The organism is Rhodococcus sp. PSBB066, from assembly GCF_017068255.1.
GTDB lineage: Bacteria > Actinomycetota > Actinomycetes > Mycobacteriales > Mycobacteriaceae > Rhodococcus > Rhodococcus aetherivorans.
This window is the reverse complement of the sequence record NZ_CP070859.1, coordinates 4,232,589-4,249,475: the sequence shown is the minus strand read 5'-3', so window position 1 is coordinate 4,249,475 and position 16,887 is coordinate 4,232,589. Positions and strand designations below refer to the sequence as shown.

Sequence of the window (16,887 nt, the reverse complement as noted above, 5' to 3'; positions counted from 1 at the left end):
CCAGCGTCGCCGCTGGAACCCGGCTCGAGCCGGATCGAGTCTGCCACCCCAACCTGAGAACCGGGCGACGGGGAGCCCGGCCTAGGCTGTAGGGGCCACGCGAAGGCCCACACCGTAGGAGCGATGCCCGTGCTCGTCACCGGATTCCCCGCCGGGATGTTCCAGACCAACTGCTACATCCTCGCGCAGGACGACGCGAAGGAATGCGTCGTCGTCGACCCCGGGCAGGATGCCGCCGAGCCCCTCGCCGACTTTCTCACCCGGTCCGGACTGACGCCGCGCGCGGTGCTGCTCACCCACGGGCACCTCGACCACATCTGGTCGGCGCAGGCCGTCGCCGACCGCTACGACATCCCGGCCTATATCCATCCGGACGACCGCTACATGCTGACCGATCCCGGGCGCGGCATCGGCCCGACGTTGAAGCCGTTCCTCGAGGGCGCCGAATTCGCCGAGCCGCGGACCGTGATCGAACTGGCCGACGGGGACGAGATCGAGCACGCCGGCATCCGGTTCGCCGTCGATCACACCCCGGGGCACACCCAGGGCTCGGTGGTGCTGCGCACCCACGCGACGACCCCCGACGGCGACGACGTCGAGATCGCCCTCACCGGCGACACCCTGTTCCAGGGGTCGATCGGCCGCACCGACCTGCCGGGTGGCAACCACGAACAGCTGCTCGCGTCGATCGCGGCGAAACTGCTCGTGCGCGACGACGCCACCGCGATCCTGCCCGGCCACGGCCCGTCCAGCACCATCGGCCAGGAGCGGGTGTCGAACCCGTTCCTGGTGGGGCTGGCCGGCTCCCGCTGACCCGGCCCGGGCCGGCCCGCCTCCGATCCACCGACGAGAGAAAGCAGCGACAGTTGAGCAAGCCCTCCACGTTCTCGGCGCCCAAGGGTGTACCCGATTACGTCCCCCCGCAGTCCGCGGAGTTCGTCGCCGTGCGCGACGGGCTGACCCGCGCGGCGCGGCTGGCCGGCTACGGGCACATCGAGCTGCCGATCTTCGAGGACACCGGACTGTTCGCGCGCGGCGTCGGCGAGTCCACCGACGTCGTCAGCAAAGAGATGTACACGTTCGCCGACCGCGGCGACCGGTCCGTCACGCTGCGCCCGGAGGGCACCGCGGGTGTGATGCGGGCGGTGATCGAGCACGGCCTCGACCGTGGCCAGCTGCCCGTCAAGCTGAGCTACTCGGGCCCGTTCTTCCGGTACGAGCGCCCCCAGGCCGGCCGGTACCGCCAGCTGCAGCAGGTGGGCGTCGAGGCGATCGGCGTCGACGATCCGGCCCTCGACACCGAGGTCATCGCCGTCGCCGACGCCGGATTCCGCAGCCTGGGCCTCGAGGGGTTCCGCCTCGAGATCACGTCCCTCGGCGACGAGACGTGCCGCCCGCAGTACCGGGAGTTGTTGCAGCAGTTCCTGTTCAAGCTGGACCTGGACGAGGAGACCCGCCGCCGCGCCGAGATCAACCCGTTGCGGGTGCTCGACGACAAACGCCCCCACGTGCGGGAGATGACGGCCGACGCGCCGCTCATGCTCGACCACCTTTCCGACACGGCCAAGGCGCACTTCGACGAGGTGCTGTCGCATCTCGACGCGCTCGGCGTGCCGTACACGATCAACCCGCGCATGGTGCGCGGCCTCGACTACTACACGAAGACGACGTTCGAATTCGTCCACGACGGGCTCGGCGCCCAGTCCGGGATCGGTGGCGGCGGCCGCTACGACGGCCTGATGGCGCAGCTCGGCGGCCAGCCGCTCTCCGGTATCGGCTTCGGGCTCGGCGTCGACCGCACGGTCCTCGCGCTCGCCGCCGAGGGCAGGACCGCGGGCAGCCCCGCCCGCTGCGAGGTGTTCTGCGTGCCGATGGGCGAGGCCGCCAAGTCGACGCTGGTGCCGATCGCCCACCGGCTGCGCGCCGCCGGCATCCGCGTGGACCTGGCGTACGGCGGTCGCGGCGTCAAGGGCGCGATGAAGGCCGCCGACCGTTCCGGTGCCGTGGTCGCGCTCGTGCTGGGGGAGCGCGAACTCGAGGCCGGCGAGATCGTCGTCAAGGACCTGCGCACCGGCGAACAGCACACCGTGCCGCTCGACGGCGTGGTCGCCCGGGTCGGGGACGTCGTTGCCCGCACCTGACCCGTCGGCCCGTCCCGCGCCGACCCGTCTGGACCTGATCCCCACGCGGGTGCTCGCGCCCCGCGCCGGGAGAGTCGCGGTGTTCTCCCTCCTGATCGGCGTGGTGGCCGGTCTGCTGGTGTACCTGGTGTCCAGCCCGCTGGTTGCGGTCGTGTTCGGTGTGCTCGTCGGGGTGCCGCCCGCGGTGGGCGCCCTGGCGGTGCTGCGCCGGCACCGCTGGATCGACGGCACCACGGTCACCGCGAAGGGGGCGCTGCGCACCCGGCGGGTGGAGCTGCGCAACCTCGCCGGGGTCGAGCTGGTGGTGTCGGCGCTGCGGGTGAGTCAGGTGGTGTTGCGGCTCAACGACGGGGATCGGCTCGTGTCGGTTCCGCTGGCGTTGTACGCGAACGGCGGCTGCCGAGAGCTCGACGTACTGGCGTTGCGCCGACTCGCCGACGCGCTGGCGGCGAGCGAGCTGGCCTCGGCCGCCGCGATGTCGTCGGTGCTGGTGGAGCAGCTGCGGGCGGAGGCCCGCGACGCCGGGCTCGAGCAGCGGCCGCTGTACCGGGCGGTGCTGCTGGCCCGTGACGCCGGGCGCGTGCCGCAGACCACGCTCACCGACCACGAGGTGGCCTCGCTCGTCGAGTGAGCGCAGACCGATTGGGCTGTGGGTACCCCGGGTATGCGGGGCGCATGATCTCGCTGCACTCGGTGTTCTCCGGGCCGTTCCGAGCCGCCTCCGCGCTGCGCGGGGCGCGGGTGTTCCATCCGCACGGGGTGCTCTTCCGGGGCGTCGCGGAACTGGATTCGCGGTGGTGGCCGGTTCCGTCCCCGGCGCGGGTGCCGGTCACCGCGCGGCTGTCCGGCGCCGTGGGCACGCCCGACGGCGTGCCCGACATCCTGGGTCTGGCGTTGCGGTTCTCCCTCGAGGACGGCCCGTGGGACATCCTGCTCGCCACCCTGCACGTGCCCACCAGGGCGGTCCTGCTGCCGGCCCGGGGCTGGTCGACCGCGCGGTACGGCTCCCTGATGGCCTATCGCACGAATGTCGACCTCGCGCCGCGGTGGATCTTCGCGTTCCCGGAGGGCGACCAGCCGTCCTCGACGTCCGTCCTGGAACTGGCCCGGCACGGCGTCCCGTTGCTGTTCTCGTTGCACGTGGCCTCGGCCCGAGGGCCGCTCGTGCCGGCCGGCCGCGTCACGCTCGAGTCCGCGGTGCCCGCCTCCGACGAGGCCCAGCCGTCGTTCGATCCGGTGCTCAACCACCCGGCGGCCGTCGAGCTGTGGCCGCGCTGGCTCGTGCCGTTCCGCCGCGACGCATACCGCGGCAGCCGCTCGGGACGCGGGGCATCCGACGCGTCCGCGCGGAGCGGTTTCCTCGACACCGCCGGAACGTAGTAGCCGGGGGTGCAGAGCAACTCTGCACCCCCGGCCTTCGTGGGCCGGACCGGAGCCGGTCCGGCGACGCGTCAGCTCACGACGGCGTCGATCGTCTTCTTCAGGGCCGAGGGCTGCGCGGGGGAGTGCGGGGCCTTCTCCTTCAGCTCGAGCATCCGCGCCCCGATCTCCTGTAGCTGCTTACGGCCGAGTGCCTCCCGCACCTTCGGGAACCACTCCTCTTCCTCCTCCTCGATGTGGTGCTCGACGTTCTCGATGAGGACGGTCGTCTTCGCGTCGAACCGCTCGGCGTCGGGTTTCATCCCCGCCAGTTCCGTCACGAGGACGTCCGCGACGTGGTGTTCCTCGAACGATTCGAGGATGTCCGATTCGAGGTCGGGCAGCAGCGCGCGCACCTCGGGGTACATGCCCTCGTTCTCGATGTAGGTGTGCACCGTCAGCAGTTCGATGATCCGGCCGACGATCCGGCCCTTCTCGTCGCCGTTGTCCGCTCCGCGGAACTCGCGGAACAGCTTCCGGATCTCCTTGTGGTCTTCCTTCAACAACACGATCGCGTCAGTGGACACCAGGCCTCCCGCCGAAGTGGTTCTCGAATCCCCGCCGTCGTGAGGGGCGTGCGCTCCAGATACCCCGGCGGGAGCCCGATTACACCGATCCGTCCGATTCAGGTGCTCGGCGGTGTCCGCTCGGCGGTGTCCCGGACGTGGGGCTCCTCGGCCACCTCGGCGGCGTGGCGCCGGCCGACGCCGACGTGCGCCTCCGCCCGCATGGTCTCCACCATGTGCGGGTAGTGCAGCTCGAACGCCGGGCGCTCGGAGCGGATGCGTGGCAGCTCGTAGAAGTTGTGCCGCGGCGGCGGGCAGGTGGTGGCCCACTCGAGGGAGTTGCCGTAACCCCACGGGTCGTCGACGATCACGACCTGCCCGTACCGGTAGCTCTTGAACACGTTCCACAGGAACGGCAGGGTCGACACGCCGAGGGTGAAGGCCCCGATTGTGGAGATGGTGTTGAGGGTGGTGAACCCGTCCGACGGCAGGTAGTCGGCGTAGCGGCGCGGCATGCCCTCGTTGCCCAGCCAGTGCTGCACCAGGAACGTGGTGTGGAAGCCGAGGAAGGTCAGCCAGAAGTGCCACTTGCCGAGACGCTCGTCCATCAGCCGCCCGGTCATCTTCGGGAACCAGAAGTAGATGCCCGCGTAGGTGGCGAACACGATGGTGCCGAAGAGCACGTAGTGGAAGTGCGCGACGACGAAGTAGGAGTCGTGGACGTGGAAGTCCAGCGGCGGGCTGGCGAGGACCACGCCGGTCAGGCCGCCGAACAGGAAGGTGATGATGAAGCCCACTGCGAACAGCATCGGGGTCTCGAACGTCACCTGCCCCCGCCACATGGTGCCGATCCAGTTGAAGAATTTCACGCCGGTGGGCACCGCGATCAGGAACGTCATGAACGAGAAGTACGGCAGCAGCACGGCGCCGGTGGCGTACATGTGGTGCGCCCACACGGCCATCGACAGGGCACCGATCGCCAGGGTCGCGTAGACCAGGCCGGTGTAGCCGAAGATCGGCTTACGCGAGAACACCGGGATGACCTCGGAGATGATGCCGAAGAACGGCAGCGCGATGACATACACCTCGGGGTGGCCGAAGAACCAGAACAGATGCTGGTAGAGCAACACCCCGCCGTTGGCCGGGTCGTAGATGTTGCCGCCGAGCACGCGATCGACCAGCACTCCCATGAACGCGGCGGTCAGCAGCGGGAAGATCAGCAGGATCAGGATCATCGTGATGAAGATGTTCCAGGTGAAGATCGGCATCCGGAACATCGTCATACCGGGGGCACGCAGGCACACGACCGTGGTGATCATGTTGACCCCGCCGAGGATGGTGCCGAGACCGGCGACGGCCAGACCGGCGAACCACAGGTTTCCGCCGACACCGGGGCTGTGCAGGTCGTCCGCGAGCGGAACGTAGGAGGTCCACCCGAAGTCCGGGGCGCCACCCGGGGTGACGAGGGAGAAGGCCACGACGGAGGCGCCGAACAGGTACAGCCAGTAGCTGAACGCGTTCAGCCGGGGGAACGCGACGTCGGGCGCACCGATCTGCAGCGGCAGGATGTAGTTCGCGAACCCGAACACGATCGGGGTCGCGTACATCAGCAGCATGATGCCGCCGTGCATGGTGAACAGCTGGTTGTACTGCTCGTTGGACAGGAACTGCATGCCCGGGACGGCGAGTTCGCTGCGGATCAGCAGAGCCATCAGCCCGCCGATCAGGAAGAAGGCGAACGAGGTCACGATGTACATCAGCCCGAGCATCTTCGGGTCGGTCGTGGTGACCAGCTTGTAGAACGTCGAGCCCTTGGGCGCATACCGCGGCGGATACGGGCGAACAGCCTTCGTCTCGGTGACAACCATGGTGCCTCCTTGCGCCTCCCCCGAGGGCGGCGATGTCGCTGCGGCGCCGGGCGCTCCGCTCGGCCTGAGACGGCACCCCGGAACGACCGCGGCATCATGCGGTAGGTCGAGCGTAACCGGCACCGGCCGCGCGCGGGAGGTTTTGCGAGGCGGATTGTCGTCCGTCCGCGCGGAATTCGAGGGGTTTCCGGGAACAATTCCTTGCCCCGCTGTGTTGTGAGTGGTACAAGAAAGGTGTAGCGGCCAGCATAGATCGACCGCTCTCCTCAACCGGCACGAAGAGTCTGTGGAGGTGGAAACGATGTTGATGCGCACCGATCCGTTCCGCGAGCTCGACCGCTTCGCGCAGCAGGTTCTCGGCACGGCGGCCCGTCCCGCGGTGATGCCCATGGACGCCTGGCGTGAGGGCGACAAGTTCGTCGTCGAGTTCGATCTGCCCGGCGTCGCCGAGGATTCGCTCGACCTCGACGTCGAACGGAACGTGCTGACGGTGCACGCAGAGCGGCCGGCACGCGACCAGAGTCAGGAAATGGTGGCGGCCGAGCGCCCGCGCGGTGTGTTCAGCCGGCAGCTGTTCCTCGGCGAGAACCTCGACACCGACAACATCGAGGCGACGTACGACGCCGGCGTGCTGAGGCTGACGATCCCGGTCGCGGAGAAGGCCAAGCCGCGCAAGATCGAGATCGCGGTAGGCGACAAGAAGGCGATCGACGGCTGATCCGTCCGAGGCGTGTCCCCGGGAGACGACCATGGACGAACTCGACCTGATTGCCGAACCGCCCGTCGGGCAGCCGCCCACCGCCGACGGCGTGGACCTCGAGCTGCTCCTGCTCGATCTCGAGCTGGAGATGCTCGAATGGCCCCGGCCACGACGACCGGTGGAGGACCCGAGGTGCCGGACCGCCGCGGTCCGTCGTCCGCGGGGCGCCGCGCGCACCGCGGGACCGCCGGGTCGAGCCGGGACGCGGGCTCCGGGGGAAGTGGTTGCCACGCAGCGCTCTCCTCCGGTCCGTACCGGATCGGCGCGTCGAAGCCACGTAGCGAAAGGACGGTGATACGACATCGCAGCAGAGTCGCCAGGCGTTGACGTGCGTGCCGCCCGCCCGGACGGCAGCCACGAGGCGCTGAGCGGGGCACCGGCCCGGAGCCGGTGACCGGGCAGCGCACCGCCGGTATTCGGCACACACAGTGCGGGCCGCACCCGATCATCGCCGACGCCCGGCCACCCGCCGTTCGTACCCATCCACGAGGCGGGTGGCCGGGCGTTCGCTCCTGTCACGCGCCGTCACGCCGTTCGGGCGGCGACAACGGAAGAGAAGGGCGGGGCCGTGTCCGGCAGGGAACCCGATCTCTACGCCGTGCTGGGCCTGCCCGGATTCGCCGGGCAGGCGGAGATCACCGCGGCCTTCCGTCGCAAGCTCCGTGAGCACCATCCCGACCTCCGCCGCCCGGATGTCCCTTTCGGCCCGGATCCGGACGAGCAACTGCGCAGGATCGTCGCGGCCTACGCCGTCCTGCGCGATCCGCACCGCCGCGCGGAGTACGACCGGCGCCGTGCCGACACGGCCCCCCGGCCCTCCGCGCGGTCCGTCCGGGTGACCGTGCGTCGCTCGGACCCGCCTCCCGCGGCGGATCCGCCCATCCGGGCCGGACCCGTCCGTCGCCACCGGTGACGGCGCCGCGCGGGCGCTTCCCCCGAGCGAATGTATCGCTCACTCGATCAGTCCGACAGCATGGTTCATTCGCTCGCGTCAGGCGTACGAGGTTCGTACTTGCCTCCGTAGGCGAGGGCCAGCAGGGTGCGCGCCCCGTACACCAGGGCTCGTTCGTCCAGTTCGAAGTCGGGCTTGTGGAGATCGTGTCGCGGACTCGTCCCGTCCCAGACTCCCAATCGAGCCATGGCTCCCGGGACGTTCTCGAGATACCACGCGAAGTCCTCGCCGCCGCTGGACTGTCCCGCCTCGGCCAGATTCTCGAGGCCCACCACGGACTCGATCGCGGCGAGCATCTCGGCGGTTGCCTCGGCGTCGTTGACCACCGGCGGCACGCCCTGCACGTAGTCCAGTTCGTGGTCCACCGCGTAGGGCGCGAGCAGTTCCGCGACGCTGCGCCGCACCAGCGGCTCGACCGTCGCCCACGTCCGATGGGACGCGCTGCGCAGCGTGCCCACCAGTTCACCGGACTCGGGGATGGCGTTGCCGACGTGGCCGGCGTGGATCCGGCCCCATGTCAGCACGGTGGCGGTGCGGGCGTCGAGGCGCCGATCGAGCACCGACGCCAACCCGGTCACCAGCACGCCCGCCGCGTGGATCAGGTCGCCGGTCAGGTGCGGGCGGGCCGAGTGGCCGCCGGGGGAGGACAACCGCACCGTGAGAACGGCCCCGGACGAGGTGATCGGCCCGGCGCGGGTGGCGAGCTTGCCCGCCTCGAGCTGGGGGGCGCAGTGCAGGGCGAAGATCCGGGACACCCCGGCGAGGCCACCCGCGGCGACGACCTCGAGGGCACCACCGGGGGTGGTCTCCTCGCCGGGCTGGAAGATCAACCGCACCCGCTGCGGGGGCGGATCCGCCGCGAGCACGGTGGCCGCCTCCAGCAGCATCGCGGTGTGGGCGTCGTGCCCGCACGCGTGACACACGCCCTGCACGGTCGACGCGTACGGCAACCCGGTGGTCTCGGTCAGCGGCAACGCGTCGAGGTCGGCCCGCAACCCGATGCATCCGGTGGTGTCCGGGCCGACGTCGCACCACAGGCCGGTGCCGCCGGGCAGCGTCACCGGGTCCAGCCCGAGCGAGACGAGCTGATCGCGCACCAGGGCGGTGGTCCGGAACTCCGCGAACGACAGCTCCGGGTGGGCATGCAGGTCCCGTCGCCAGGCGACGAGGCGGTCGTGGTCGATCGTCATCCGTCGAGAACTCCGTCGGTTCGGTGACATCTACGGGCCGGCCGTACCGAGCCGGCTCGTCAGCCAGTTCACCATGGCCTCGGCGAGCACGTCCCTGTTCTCGCGTTTGACGATGTCGTGGCCCTCGTCGTCGAACAGGAGGAACTCGGCGATCCCACCCCGGTCCCGTACCGCGGCGACGATCTGCTCCGACTCGCTGACCGGCACGTTGGTGTCGTGCGCCCCGTGCACCACGAGCAGGGGTGCCTGCAGTTCCGCGATCCGGTGGATGGGGGAGAGCTCGCGCAGCAGTTCCCGGTCGTGCACCGGATGCCCGTACTTGGGGTAGGCCGCCGCCGCGATCCACGGCTCGGTGTTGGCGTAGAAACTCTCGAGGTCGCTCATCCCGCAGATCGCTATCCCGGCGGCGAACAACTCGGCGTGGAAGGTCAGCGATGCCAGCGTCAGGTAGCCGCCGTACGATCTGCCCGCGCACGCCACCCGGGCGGGATCGGCGATGCCGTGGTCGACGAGGTACTGCACGCAGTCGGCCACGTCGTCGATCCCGGCGAACCGCCCGTAGCGGTCGTCGGCGTGCATGAACGTCCGCCCGAAACCGCCGGACCCGCGCACGTTCGTCCCGAAGACCGTGAATCCCGCCGCCACGATCGCCGGGTAGTAGTCGCTGTATCCGGGCCGTTCCTGGGCTTCCGGTCCGCCATGGAAGTACAGCAGCACCGGGCCCGGGCCGCCGCCCTGCGCCCGATACAGCCAACCCGAGAGCGGCGTCCCGTCCCCTGCCGGGAACTCGAGCAGCGTCGGCAGATCGTCGTCGTCCATCCGGGTCCGCGCGGCCTCCGCGGGGCCCCACTCCCCGGTCCGCGGATCGACGATCTCCACCGAAGGCGGCATTCCGGGACCCTGCACGGTCACCGCCAGCAGCGAGCCGTCCGCGCTGATGCTCAGTTCGGACGCCACCAGTCCGGGCAACCCGAGAGGGTCGTCGAGCGAGCCGTCCGCCAGGTGCAGGATCTGCAGCTGGCTCAGACCCTTGTGGTTCCACAGCAGGGCTACCGTGCTGTGGTCGTCGCTCACGGCGAACTCGTCGAGATCGCCGTCCTCCCGCTCGGCCAGCACCCGGTACGACACGCCCTCCGACGACACCGCCACGCCCAGCAGCCGCGCGAACTCCGCGCCGTTGTCGCTGCGCACCAGCGAACGCAGATATCTCTCCGGTTCGCCGTCGCTGGACGCCCACGGCGAACGAAGCTGGTCCACCATGCCGAGCAGCCGATGGTCGTCGAGAATGACCCCGGCGTCCGTGGTGGAACCGACGTCGTTGGGTAGCAGCGCAATCCGCGTGCCGTCCTCGTGCAGCAGCAGCAACTCCCGGTGGCCGCGCGGACCGACCCGCAGCAGCGCCGACCCCGCCCACGCGTCGACGAGGTGACCGCCGACGCGGCGATCGAGCACCACGGTGTCCTGGGTGTGCGGGTCCACCAGCCGGGATTCCGCCACCCCCTCCTCGTCGGTGGCGACCGTCGCCACCCGGTTCCCGTCCCACCCGACGAGTTCCGTCGACGAGTCCCCGGCCGACCCGAGGCGGCGGGCGCCGCGGTCGTCGGGGTCGGTGCTCACCACCCATACCTGGGTGCGCGTACCGGCGTCGGGCGCCACCTCGCACGCCAGCCAACGGCCGTCCGCCGAGTACATGATCCGGGTGACCGGCCCGTCCACCGGCAACTCGACCCACCGCGCCGCGCTCGTGGCGCGGCCGGACAGGAACCGCTGCACCGCACGGGGATAGCCGCCGTCGTCGACGAGATGAGCGATCGCCGTGCCGTCCGGCGCGACCGACGCACCCGACGTGAAGCGGATGTGGCGGGGCTGTGCCGCCGCGGCGGTCGTCGCGGCATCCGGTGTTCGCGCCACCGAGGTCATCTCCGTCTCGCCGCTCACAGCTGTTCCATTTCCTGGAGCCACATTTCCAGCAGGGCCACCTGCCACAGGGCGTTCGCCCCGAGGGTGGTGCGATGCCGGTTCGGGTCGGCGAGCAGCGCGTCGAGTGCTTCGGGCCGGTACAGCCCGCGGTCGCGGGCGCTCCGGCTGTGCACTGCGTCGCGCACCAGGGTCAGTACGTCCCCGTCGAGGTGCCGGATGCCCGGCACCGGGAAGTAGCCCTTGGTCCGGTCGATGATCTCCGCCGGCAGGTGCTTGCGGCTCGCCTCCTTGAGGACGCCCTTGCCGCCGGAGGCCAGCTTCAGTTCGGGCGGGCAGGTCGCGGCCAGTTCGACGAAGTCGTGGTCGAGGAACGGCACCCGCCCCTCGAGGCCCCACGCCATCGTCATCGTGTCGACCCGCTTGACCGGGTCTTCGATCAGCATGACCGTCGTGTCGAGACGCAGCGCCGCATCGACCGCCGTCGCCGCCCCCGCCGCGGCGTGCTGCTCGGCCAGGAACTCGCCACTCGCGTCGTGATCGAGGGAGTACCGAGGGTCGAGCAGCGCGACGATGTCGGCGTGGGTACGGTCGGCGAACACCTTCGCGTACGCCTCGGCGGACCGTTCCCGGGCCACCTCCATCAGCGGCGGATACCAGTCGTAGCCGGCGAGGATCTCGTCGGCGCCCTGCCCGGACTGCACCACCTTCACCGACTTGCTCACCTCCTCCGACAGCAGGTAGAACGCCACGCAGTCGTGGCTGACCATCGGCTCGCTCATCGCCGCCACGGTCTTCGGCACCGCCGGCAACAGCCGGGACGAGTCGATGTGGATCTTGTGATGGACGGTGCCGAACCTCCGCGCCACGAGATCGGAGTAGACATACTCGTCCCCGGATTCGCCACCGGCCGGATCGAATCCGATGCTGAACGTGGCCAGGTCTCGCTGGCCCTGCTCCGCGAGCAACGCCACGACCAGGCTCGAGTCGATGCCTCCCGAGAGCAGCACCCCCACCGGCACGTCGGCGACCATTCGCCGGCTCACTGCGGTCCGCAGCGAATCCAGCAGTGCTTCCTGCCAATCCACGGCCGTCCACGTCGTCCGCGCGGGGTCCCGCGTGAATGCGGGCTCCCAATAGCGGTGCTCGGTGCTGCCACCGTCGGGCTCGATCACCCGCACGGTCGCCGGCGGCAGCTTCCGGATCCCCCGCAGCATCGTGTGCGGTGCGGGCACCACCGAGTGGAAGCTCAGGTAGTGGTGCAGCGCGACGCGGTCGACGGTGGTGTCGACCTCGCCGGCGCGGAGCAACGCCGGCACGGTGGAGGCGAAGCGCAACCGTCCCGGGCCCTCCGCCAGATAGAGCGGCTTGATGCCGAGCCGGTCGCGGGCCAGGGTCACCGCGCCGGTGTCGGTGTTGTGCACGGCGAATGCGAACATGCCCTTGAAGTGCTGCACGCATTCCGCGCCCCAACAGTGGAAGCTCTTGAGCACCACCTCGCTGTCCGCCGTCGAGAAGAACCGGTAGCCGGCCCCCTCCAGTTCCGAGCGAAGCTCCCGGTAGTTGTAGATGCACCCGTTGAAGACCAGTGCCAACCCGAGCTCACTGTCGATCATCGGCTGGCTGCCGCGCGCCGACAGGTCGATGATCGTCAGCCGCCGATGCCCGAACGCCACCGATCCGCGCGCGTGGAGGCCGGCCGCATCGGGGCCCCGGGCGCTCATGGCGTCGGTCATCCGCCCGACCGCGGCCACGTCCGGGGGAGCCCCGTCGAAGCGCATCTCCCCACACACACCGCACATCGTGCTCTCCTTCCGGCTCACGCCCTCCGGTTATTCGTCGCTGCCCGCGCCGCGTGGGGGACCGAGCACCCAGGTGTCCTTCCCCCCGCCGCCCCGGGACGAATTGACGACCATGCTCCCGATGGGGGCCACCCGGGTCAGCGCCGCCGGAGCGACGTGGGCACGCACCGACGGCCCCTCGGCCCGCAGATGAACGAATGCGCGCAGGTCGATGTGGTGCGGAAACAGGCCGCTCCCGTCGAACGTCGGATGCGTCGACAACGGCACGACCTCCTGCGCGACGTATCGCTCCGGGTGGGTGAGCAGGTCCCGCCGCCGCTCCAGCAGTTCGTGTCGCGACGCTTCCGGGCCGATGGTGATTCCGGCGCCGCCGAACCCGTCGATCGGCTTGACCACCAGCTCCGCCAACCGGTCGAGGACGTAGTCGCGTTGCTCACGCTCGGCGCACACCCACGTGGGCACCTGCTCGAGGATCGGCTTCTCGCCGAGGTAGTACTCGATCATTGCCGGCACATACGAATAGACGGCCTTGTCGTCCCCGACCCCGTTCCCCAGGGCGTTGGCGATCGTCACGTTGCCGGCCTGCAGCGCGGCCCGAAGCCCCCTGCGCAGCGGGTGCCCGTCGTGCCCGATCGAGGACAGCAGCATGTCCTCGTCGAGGCGGACGTACAGCACGTCCACTCGCGTGGCCTCGTGGCCCCGGTGTCGGTACACGACGTCGTCGCGTACCGACAGTTCCCCGGTCAGCACGAGGGGCAGTCCGGACTTCTCGGCGAGCAACCGGTGCTCGAACCATGCCGAGTCCTTCCACCCGGCGCTGAGCAGCGCCACGGAGACGTCCGGTCCCGCGGCCGCGGCGGGCGCCGCCGCCTGCAGCGTCTGCCGAGTCATCTCCGGCATCGAGTCCACGGACATCACGTCGGCCGGCATACCGAGGGCCCCGAGGAACCGGGTCGTCATCGCGCGATGCGCCATCGCATACCCCACGCCCGACGGCACCCGCAGGTTGTCCTCGAGCACCACGAAGTCGCCCGGGCCCGTGCTGACGAGGTCGATCCCGCAGATGTGGGCGCGCACCGGGGGATTTGCTGCGGCGGCCCCGGTGGCCCGATAGCCGGGTGCACGGTCGAGCAACTCGGAGGGAATCACCCCGTCCCGCACCGCGGCCTGCTCGCCGTAGATGTCGCCGAGGAAGGCGTTGAGAGCCAGGGCGCGTTGCTGCAGACCCGGGACCAGGTGCGACCATTCGGTGTGCGGGACGATGCGCGGAACGATGTCCATGGGAAAGACCTGGGCACGGTCCTCGCCGCTCACCCGGAACGTCACGCCGTCGACGCTCTGTTCCCGGTCGATGGACTCCTGGATGCGGCGCAGTTCGGCCGCACCGATCCGCGCCACCGCGGCCAGGACCGCCTCGTACTCGCGACGGGGACGCCCGCCGACCTCGACGGCCTCGTCGTACCGGTCGTCCACGTCGCCCGCTCGCAGCGGAACGTAGCCATGGAGCAGGGTTGCACCGGGATCGGCGATCTCCGGCACCGCGCGCACGCGCCCCGCGGTTTCGTCGAGAAGCAGATCCACCACGTCGGTCAGGCGGCCCCGTCGGCGCAGCACCCGCCGCTGGCGGGCGGCCGAACTGCCGACCTGCAGGGCGGTCTCCGCGAGCTCCGACACCAGGGCCCAGTCGTCGTTCCCCTCGAGCTGGGGCCGGAGCGACCGGATCAGTCCGTCGACGATCTCCCGTGCCGGCCGCGGGGTGGCCGACCGCACGTCGACCAGAGGACCCTCGAGGCCGGAGCGCGAGGCGCGCCACATGGCGGCGCGCACCAGGGTCGGCGAGACGTCGAGCCCTGGGACACCGGCCCGAAGGTCGGTCACCTCCCGATCGACCAGGGCGCGGAACAGCCCGGCTATCAGCGTGATCGTGTCCACCGACGGGCAGCTGTCGCACACGCGCAGCTCGAGGGTCGGATACCGGTCCGACGGGCGGAGATCGAAGTACACCATGCCCGGGTCGGTGATCACGCCGGTCGAGACCAGGTCCGCGATGAGCTTGTCGTACTCGGCGGCCGACGACACCGGCGCGGCCGGCCCGGTACTCGGCCACCGGATCCACACCAGGTTGCGGACGCTGGCATATCCGGTGTCCGTGCCGTCGGCCCAGAACGGCGAGCTCGCGCTCAGGGCGAGGAAGATCGGAAGGAACGGGGCGACCCGATTGGCGACCTGCACCGCCTCGTCCCGGTCGGGAATGTCCACGTGCACCTGGGTGCCGCAGATCAGCTGCTCGCGGGCCAGGAGCTGGTAGTCGGCCAGCATGCGGCGATACCGCGGCGTCTCGGTGACCTGCATCTCCGCGGGCACGGCCAGTGGGACCGCGCCCGCGGCGGCGATGCCGAGGCCGAGCTCGGCGGCGGTGTCGACGAGAACGGACCGGCGGTGCACCAGATCTGCGCGGAGACCCGCGAGATCCGGAAACACGCCGCTGTTGACCTCGACGACGCAGCGCTGCAGTTCCTCGACGTAGACGTCGCCGGGCAGGCGCGCGAGCAGTTCCGGGGCGCGCGGCGTGAGACGCCGGGTCTTCGCGTCGATGAGGTGGAATTCCTCCTCGACACCAAGCTTGCGGGCACCGCCACCGAACATGCGTTTACACGCTACGCGGCCCGGATCGTCCTCGCAGAAGGAAACCGCGGGTCACGGACACCAGCGTGGCCGTCGACCGTGTCCCCGCCCCGCGCGCCGGGGCGGGGGACTCGGAATCACCAGTCGTCGCCGGCCCCGATCACCGGGGCGGTCGCCGGCGGCACCTCGCCGATCACGGCGGTGGTGTTCGCCGCGGTCACCAGGATCGTCGGACGCGCCCGTCGCGGAGCGTCCTCGTCGGCGCGTCCGGTGCCCGGGACGGCGGCGGGGAGCGGATGACGTGCGGCCGCAGCTGCGGCCGTCACCGGAGCGGACGTGGGCGGTCGCGGGCCCGACGGCGTGCCGGCGAGACCCCCGCCCGCGGTCCCCAGCGCCACGGCGCCTCCCGCGCCCAGCGCCACGGCGCCTCCGGCGCCCGGTGCAACGGCGCTTCCGGCGCCCAGTGCAACGGCGCCGGTGCTCACCGGTGCGGTCGCGGCGGTCATCGTGGGGCCGGCGGTGACGGTGCCACCCCCGAACGCCGCGGCGTGCGTCTGCGCGGGAAGGTCGTCGGACACACCGACCGCGCCGGCGACGGTGTCCACGGCTCCCGTGGCCGCCGCTGCGACGTCGGCCGGAGCCGGCAGGCCGGGCGCGGCGACGGGGGCGGGCACGGCGATGGGTGCGGCGAGGGCGTTCATCGCCGTGGTGTAGCCGAGAAGCTCACCGCGGGTGCGCGCGACCACCGCCAGTGCCGCGGATACATGCTCGGCGGCGGAAGTGAGCAGCGCGATCTGACCCGGCGGCGTCAACGCGACGGGCGCGGTCGCGGTGGCGAAGGCCAGGAAGGACTGGGCGATCCCGCCGAGTTCGACGTTGCCCCGCTCGACACTCGCGGTGGCGGCGCGCGTGACGGCCCCGATCTCGTCGCCCCGTTCGCTCAGCTCGACCGCGCTGACCTGGGCCTGGCGACCCTTGTCGAGCGCCGCCTCGGCGGGTGCGCCCGCCCACGAGTCCGGCAGCGCGTGCAGTGCCGTGCGGGCCAGCGACGCCGCGCCGTCGAGCATCCGCGACGACTGCTGCAGGACCGCCGACGGATCGAGCGCGTCGACGATGCCGGTACCGAACAGGTCGCCGAGGTCGCGCAGTGGACGCAGCATTTCGTCGATTCCCGGCACTGCCGGAACCGGAAGAGACTGCAGCACTTCGGTTATCGCGTCGAGCTCGGGTTCGGGCAACCACGTCGGCGGGGCCGGTGGCGGCGCGGGCAGCGGCAGGTCGAGGACCGGGCCGGCGGGGGACGCGCGCAGCGCGTCGAGGACGGTGGGCGAGGCGACCGGCGTCTCCTGTGCGATCACCGCGCGCCCCCGAGTCCCGCGGCGACCGCGGCGTCGAGCGCCTCGTACCGGGCGGCGGCGTCGTGCGCGGCGACACCGCCGGACGCGTAGACGTATGCCAGCTGCGCGACGGTGCGGGTGTGCGCACCCTGTGTGACGGCGAACGCCGCGACGAAGTCCGCGCCGATCAGGCCCATGGCGGGGCTCAGCGACGAGACGTTGGCCTGCAGATCCATCGCGCCCGCGCTGGCGACCTCCTCCGCGGCGCGCAGGGATGTGCTGCCGAAGGCCCGGACCCCGTCGGGTACGACACGGACGCCGCCTCCCGTCGAGAACGAACCGACAGCGTCGAGTAAACCGCTCATGATGA

General features: G+C 70.9%; 14 protein-coding genes. 6 read left to right on the top strand and 8 right to left on the bottom strand.

Annotation, left to right across the window (positions count from 1 at the left end):
- Positions 1–129: 129 nt before the first annotated feature.
- Genes JYA75_RS19205 through JYA75_RS19190 form a run of 4 tightly spaced genes read left to right on the top strand, consistent with a single transcriptional unit; the run spans position 130 to position 3,521 of the window.
- The gene (locus JYA75_RS19205) at positions 130–813 is read left to right on the top strand and encodes an MBL fold metallo-hydrolase (protein WP_006940999.1); all 684 of its coding nucleotides are present in this window, start codon (positions 130–132) and stop codon (positions 811–813) included.
- Between the two features lie 53 nt (positions 814–866).
- On the top strand, positions 867–2,141 hold the full coding sequence (gene hisS / locus JYA75_RS19200; protein ID WP_203329259.1) for a histidine--tRNA ligase: 1,275 nt from the start codon (positions 867–869) through the stop codon (positions 2,139–2,141).
- Between the two features lie 49 nt (positions 2,142–2,190).
- Positions 2,191–2,772, top strand: a complete 582-nt coding sequence (locus JYA75_RS19195; RefSeq protein WP_043798132.1) for a hypothetical protein — start codon at positions 2,191–2,193, stop codon at positions 2,770–2,772.
- 44 nt (positions 2,773–2,816) lie between these two features.
- A complete protein-coding gene (locus tag JYA75_RS19190) occupies positions 2,817–3,521 on the top strand; it encodes a phosphodiesterase (RefSeq protein WP_168579594.1) in 705 nt (234 codons plus the stop codon).
- Between the two features lie 71 nt (positions 3,522–3,592).
- On the opposite strand, the gene JYA75_RS19185 is transcribed toward JYA75_RS19190, so the two are convergent.
- Positions 3,593–4,087: a hemerythrin domain-containing protein gene (locus JYA75_RS19185; protein ID WP_168579595.1), complete on the bottom strand. Its 495-nt coding sequence runs from the start codon at positions 4,085–4,087 to the stop codon at positions 3,593–3,595.
- 98 nt (positions 4,088–4,185) lie between these two features.
- Positions 4,186–5,934, bottom strand: coding sequence for a cytochrome c oxidase subunit I (gene ctaD / locus JYA75_RS19180; RefSeq protein ID WP_168579596.1), 1,749 nt, complete (start codon positions 5,932–5,934; stop codon positions 4,186–4,188).
- Between the two features lie 301 nt (positions 5,935–6,235).
- Between ctaD and JYA75_RS19175 the strand changes: the two genes are divergently transcribed.
- Together JYA75_RS19175 and JYA75_RS19170 are read left to right on the top strand one after the other, a co-directional pair.
- Entirely contained in the window at positions 6,236–6,652 is a 417-nt protein-coding gene (locus tag JYA75_RS19175; protein WP_029543498.1) for an HSP20 family small heat-shock protein, read from the top strand.
- Between the two features lie 610 nt (positions 6,653–7,262).
- The gene (locus JYA75_RS19170; RefSeq protein WP_185712726.1) at positions 7,263–7,607 is read left to right on the top strand and encodes a J domain-containing protein; all 345 of its coding nucleotides are present in this window, start codon (positions 7,263–7,265) and stop codon (positions 7,605–7,607) included.
- Between the two features lie 65 nt (positions 7,608–7,672).
- Here the strand turns inward: JYA75_RS19170 and JYA75_RS19165 are convergent, their stop codons facing one another.
- The 6 genes from JYA75_RS19165 to JYA75_RS19140 form a co-directional block, all read right to left on the bottom strand.
- Positions 7,673–8,836 carry an amidohydrolase gene (locus tag JYA75_RS19165; RefSeq protein ID WP_065922605.1) on the bottom strand — a complete coding sequence of 388 codons (1,164 nt, stop codon included), beginning with the start codon at positions 8,834–8,836 and terminating at the stop codon, positions 7,673–7,675.
- Between the two features lie 30 nt (positions 8,837–8,866).
- On the bottom strand, positions 8,867–10,756 hold the full coding sequence (locus JYA75_RS19160; protein WP_203330199.1) for a prolyl oligopeptidase family serine peptidase: 1,890 nt from the start codon (positions 10,754–10,756) through the stop codon (positions 8,867–8,869).
- Positions 10,757–10,770: 14 nt separating this feature from the next.
- Positions 10,771–12,555 carry an N-acetylglutaminylglutamine amidotransferase gene (locus JYA75_RS19155; RefSeq protein ID WP_050036351.1) on the bottom strand — a complete coding sequence of 595 codons (1,785 nt, stop codon included), beginning with the start codon at positions 12,553–12,555 and terminating at the stop codon, positions 10,771–10,773.
- A 30-nt stretch (positions 12,556–12,585) separates the two neighbouring features.
- On the bottom strand, positions 12,586–15,201 hold the full coding sequence (locus tag JYA75_RS19150; protein WP_050035156.1) for a carboxylate--amine ligase/circularly permuted type 2 ATP-grasp protein: 2,616 nt from the start codon (positions 15,199–15,201) through the stop codon (positions 12,586–12,588).
- A gap of 116 nt (positions 15,202–15,317) precedes the next feature.
- Entirely contained in the window at positions 15,318–16,538 is a 1,221-nt protein-coding gene (locus JYA75_RS19145) for a hypothetical protein (RefSeq protein WP_050035157.1), read from the bottom strand.
- A complete protein-coding gene (locus tag JYA75_RS19140) occupies positions 16,535–16,882 on the bottom strand; it encodes a type VII secretion target (protein WP_168579600.1) in 348 nt (115 codons plus the stop codon). The genes JYA75_RS19145 and JYA75_RS19140 overlap by 4 nt, the downstream gene beginning before the upstream one ends.
- Positions 16,883–16,887: the final 5 nt, after the last annotated feature.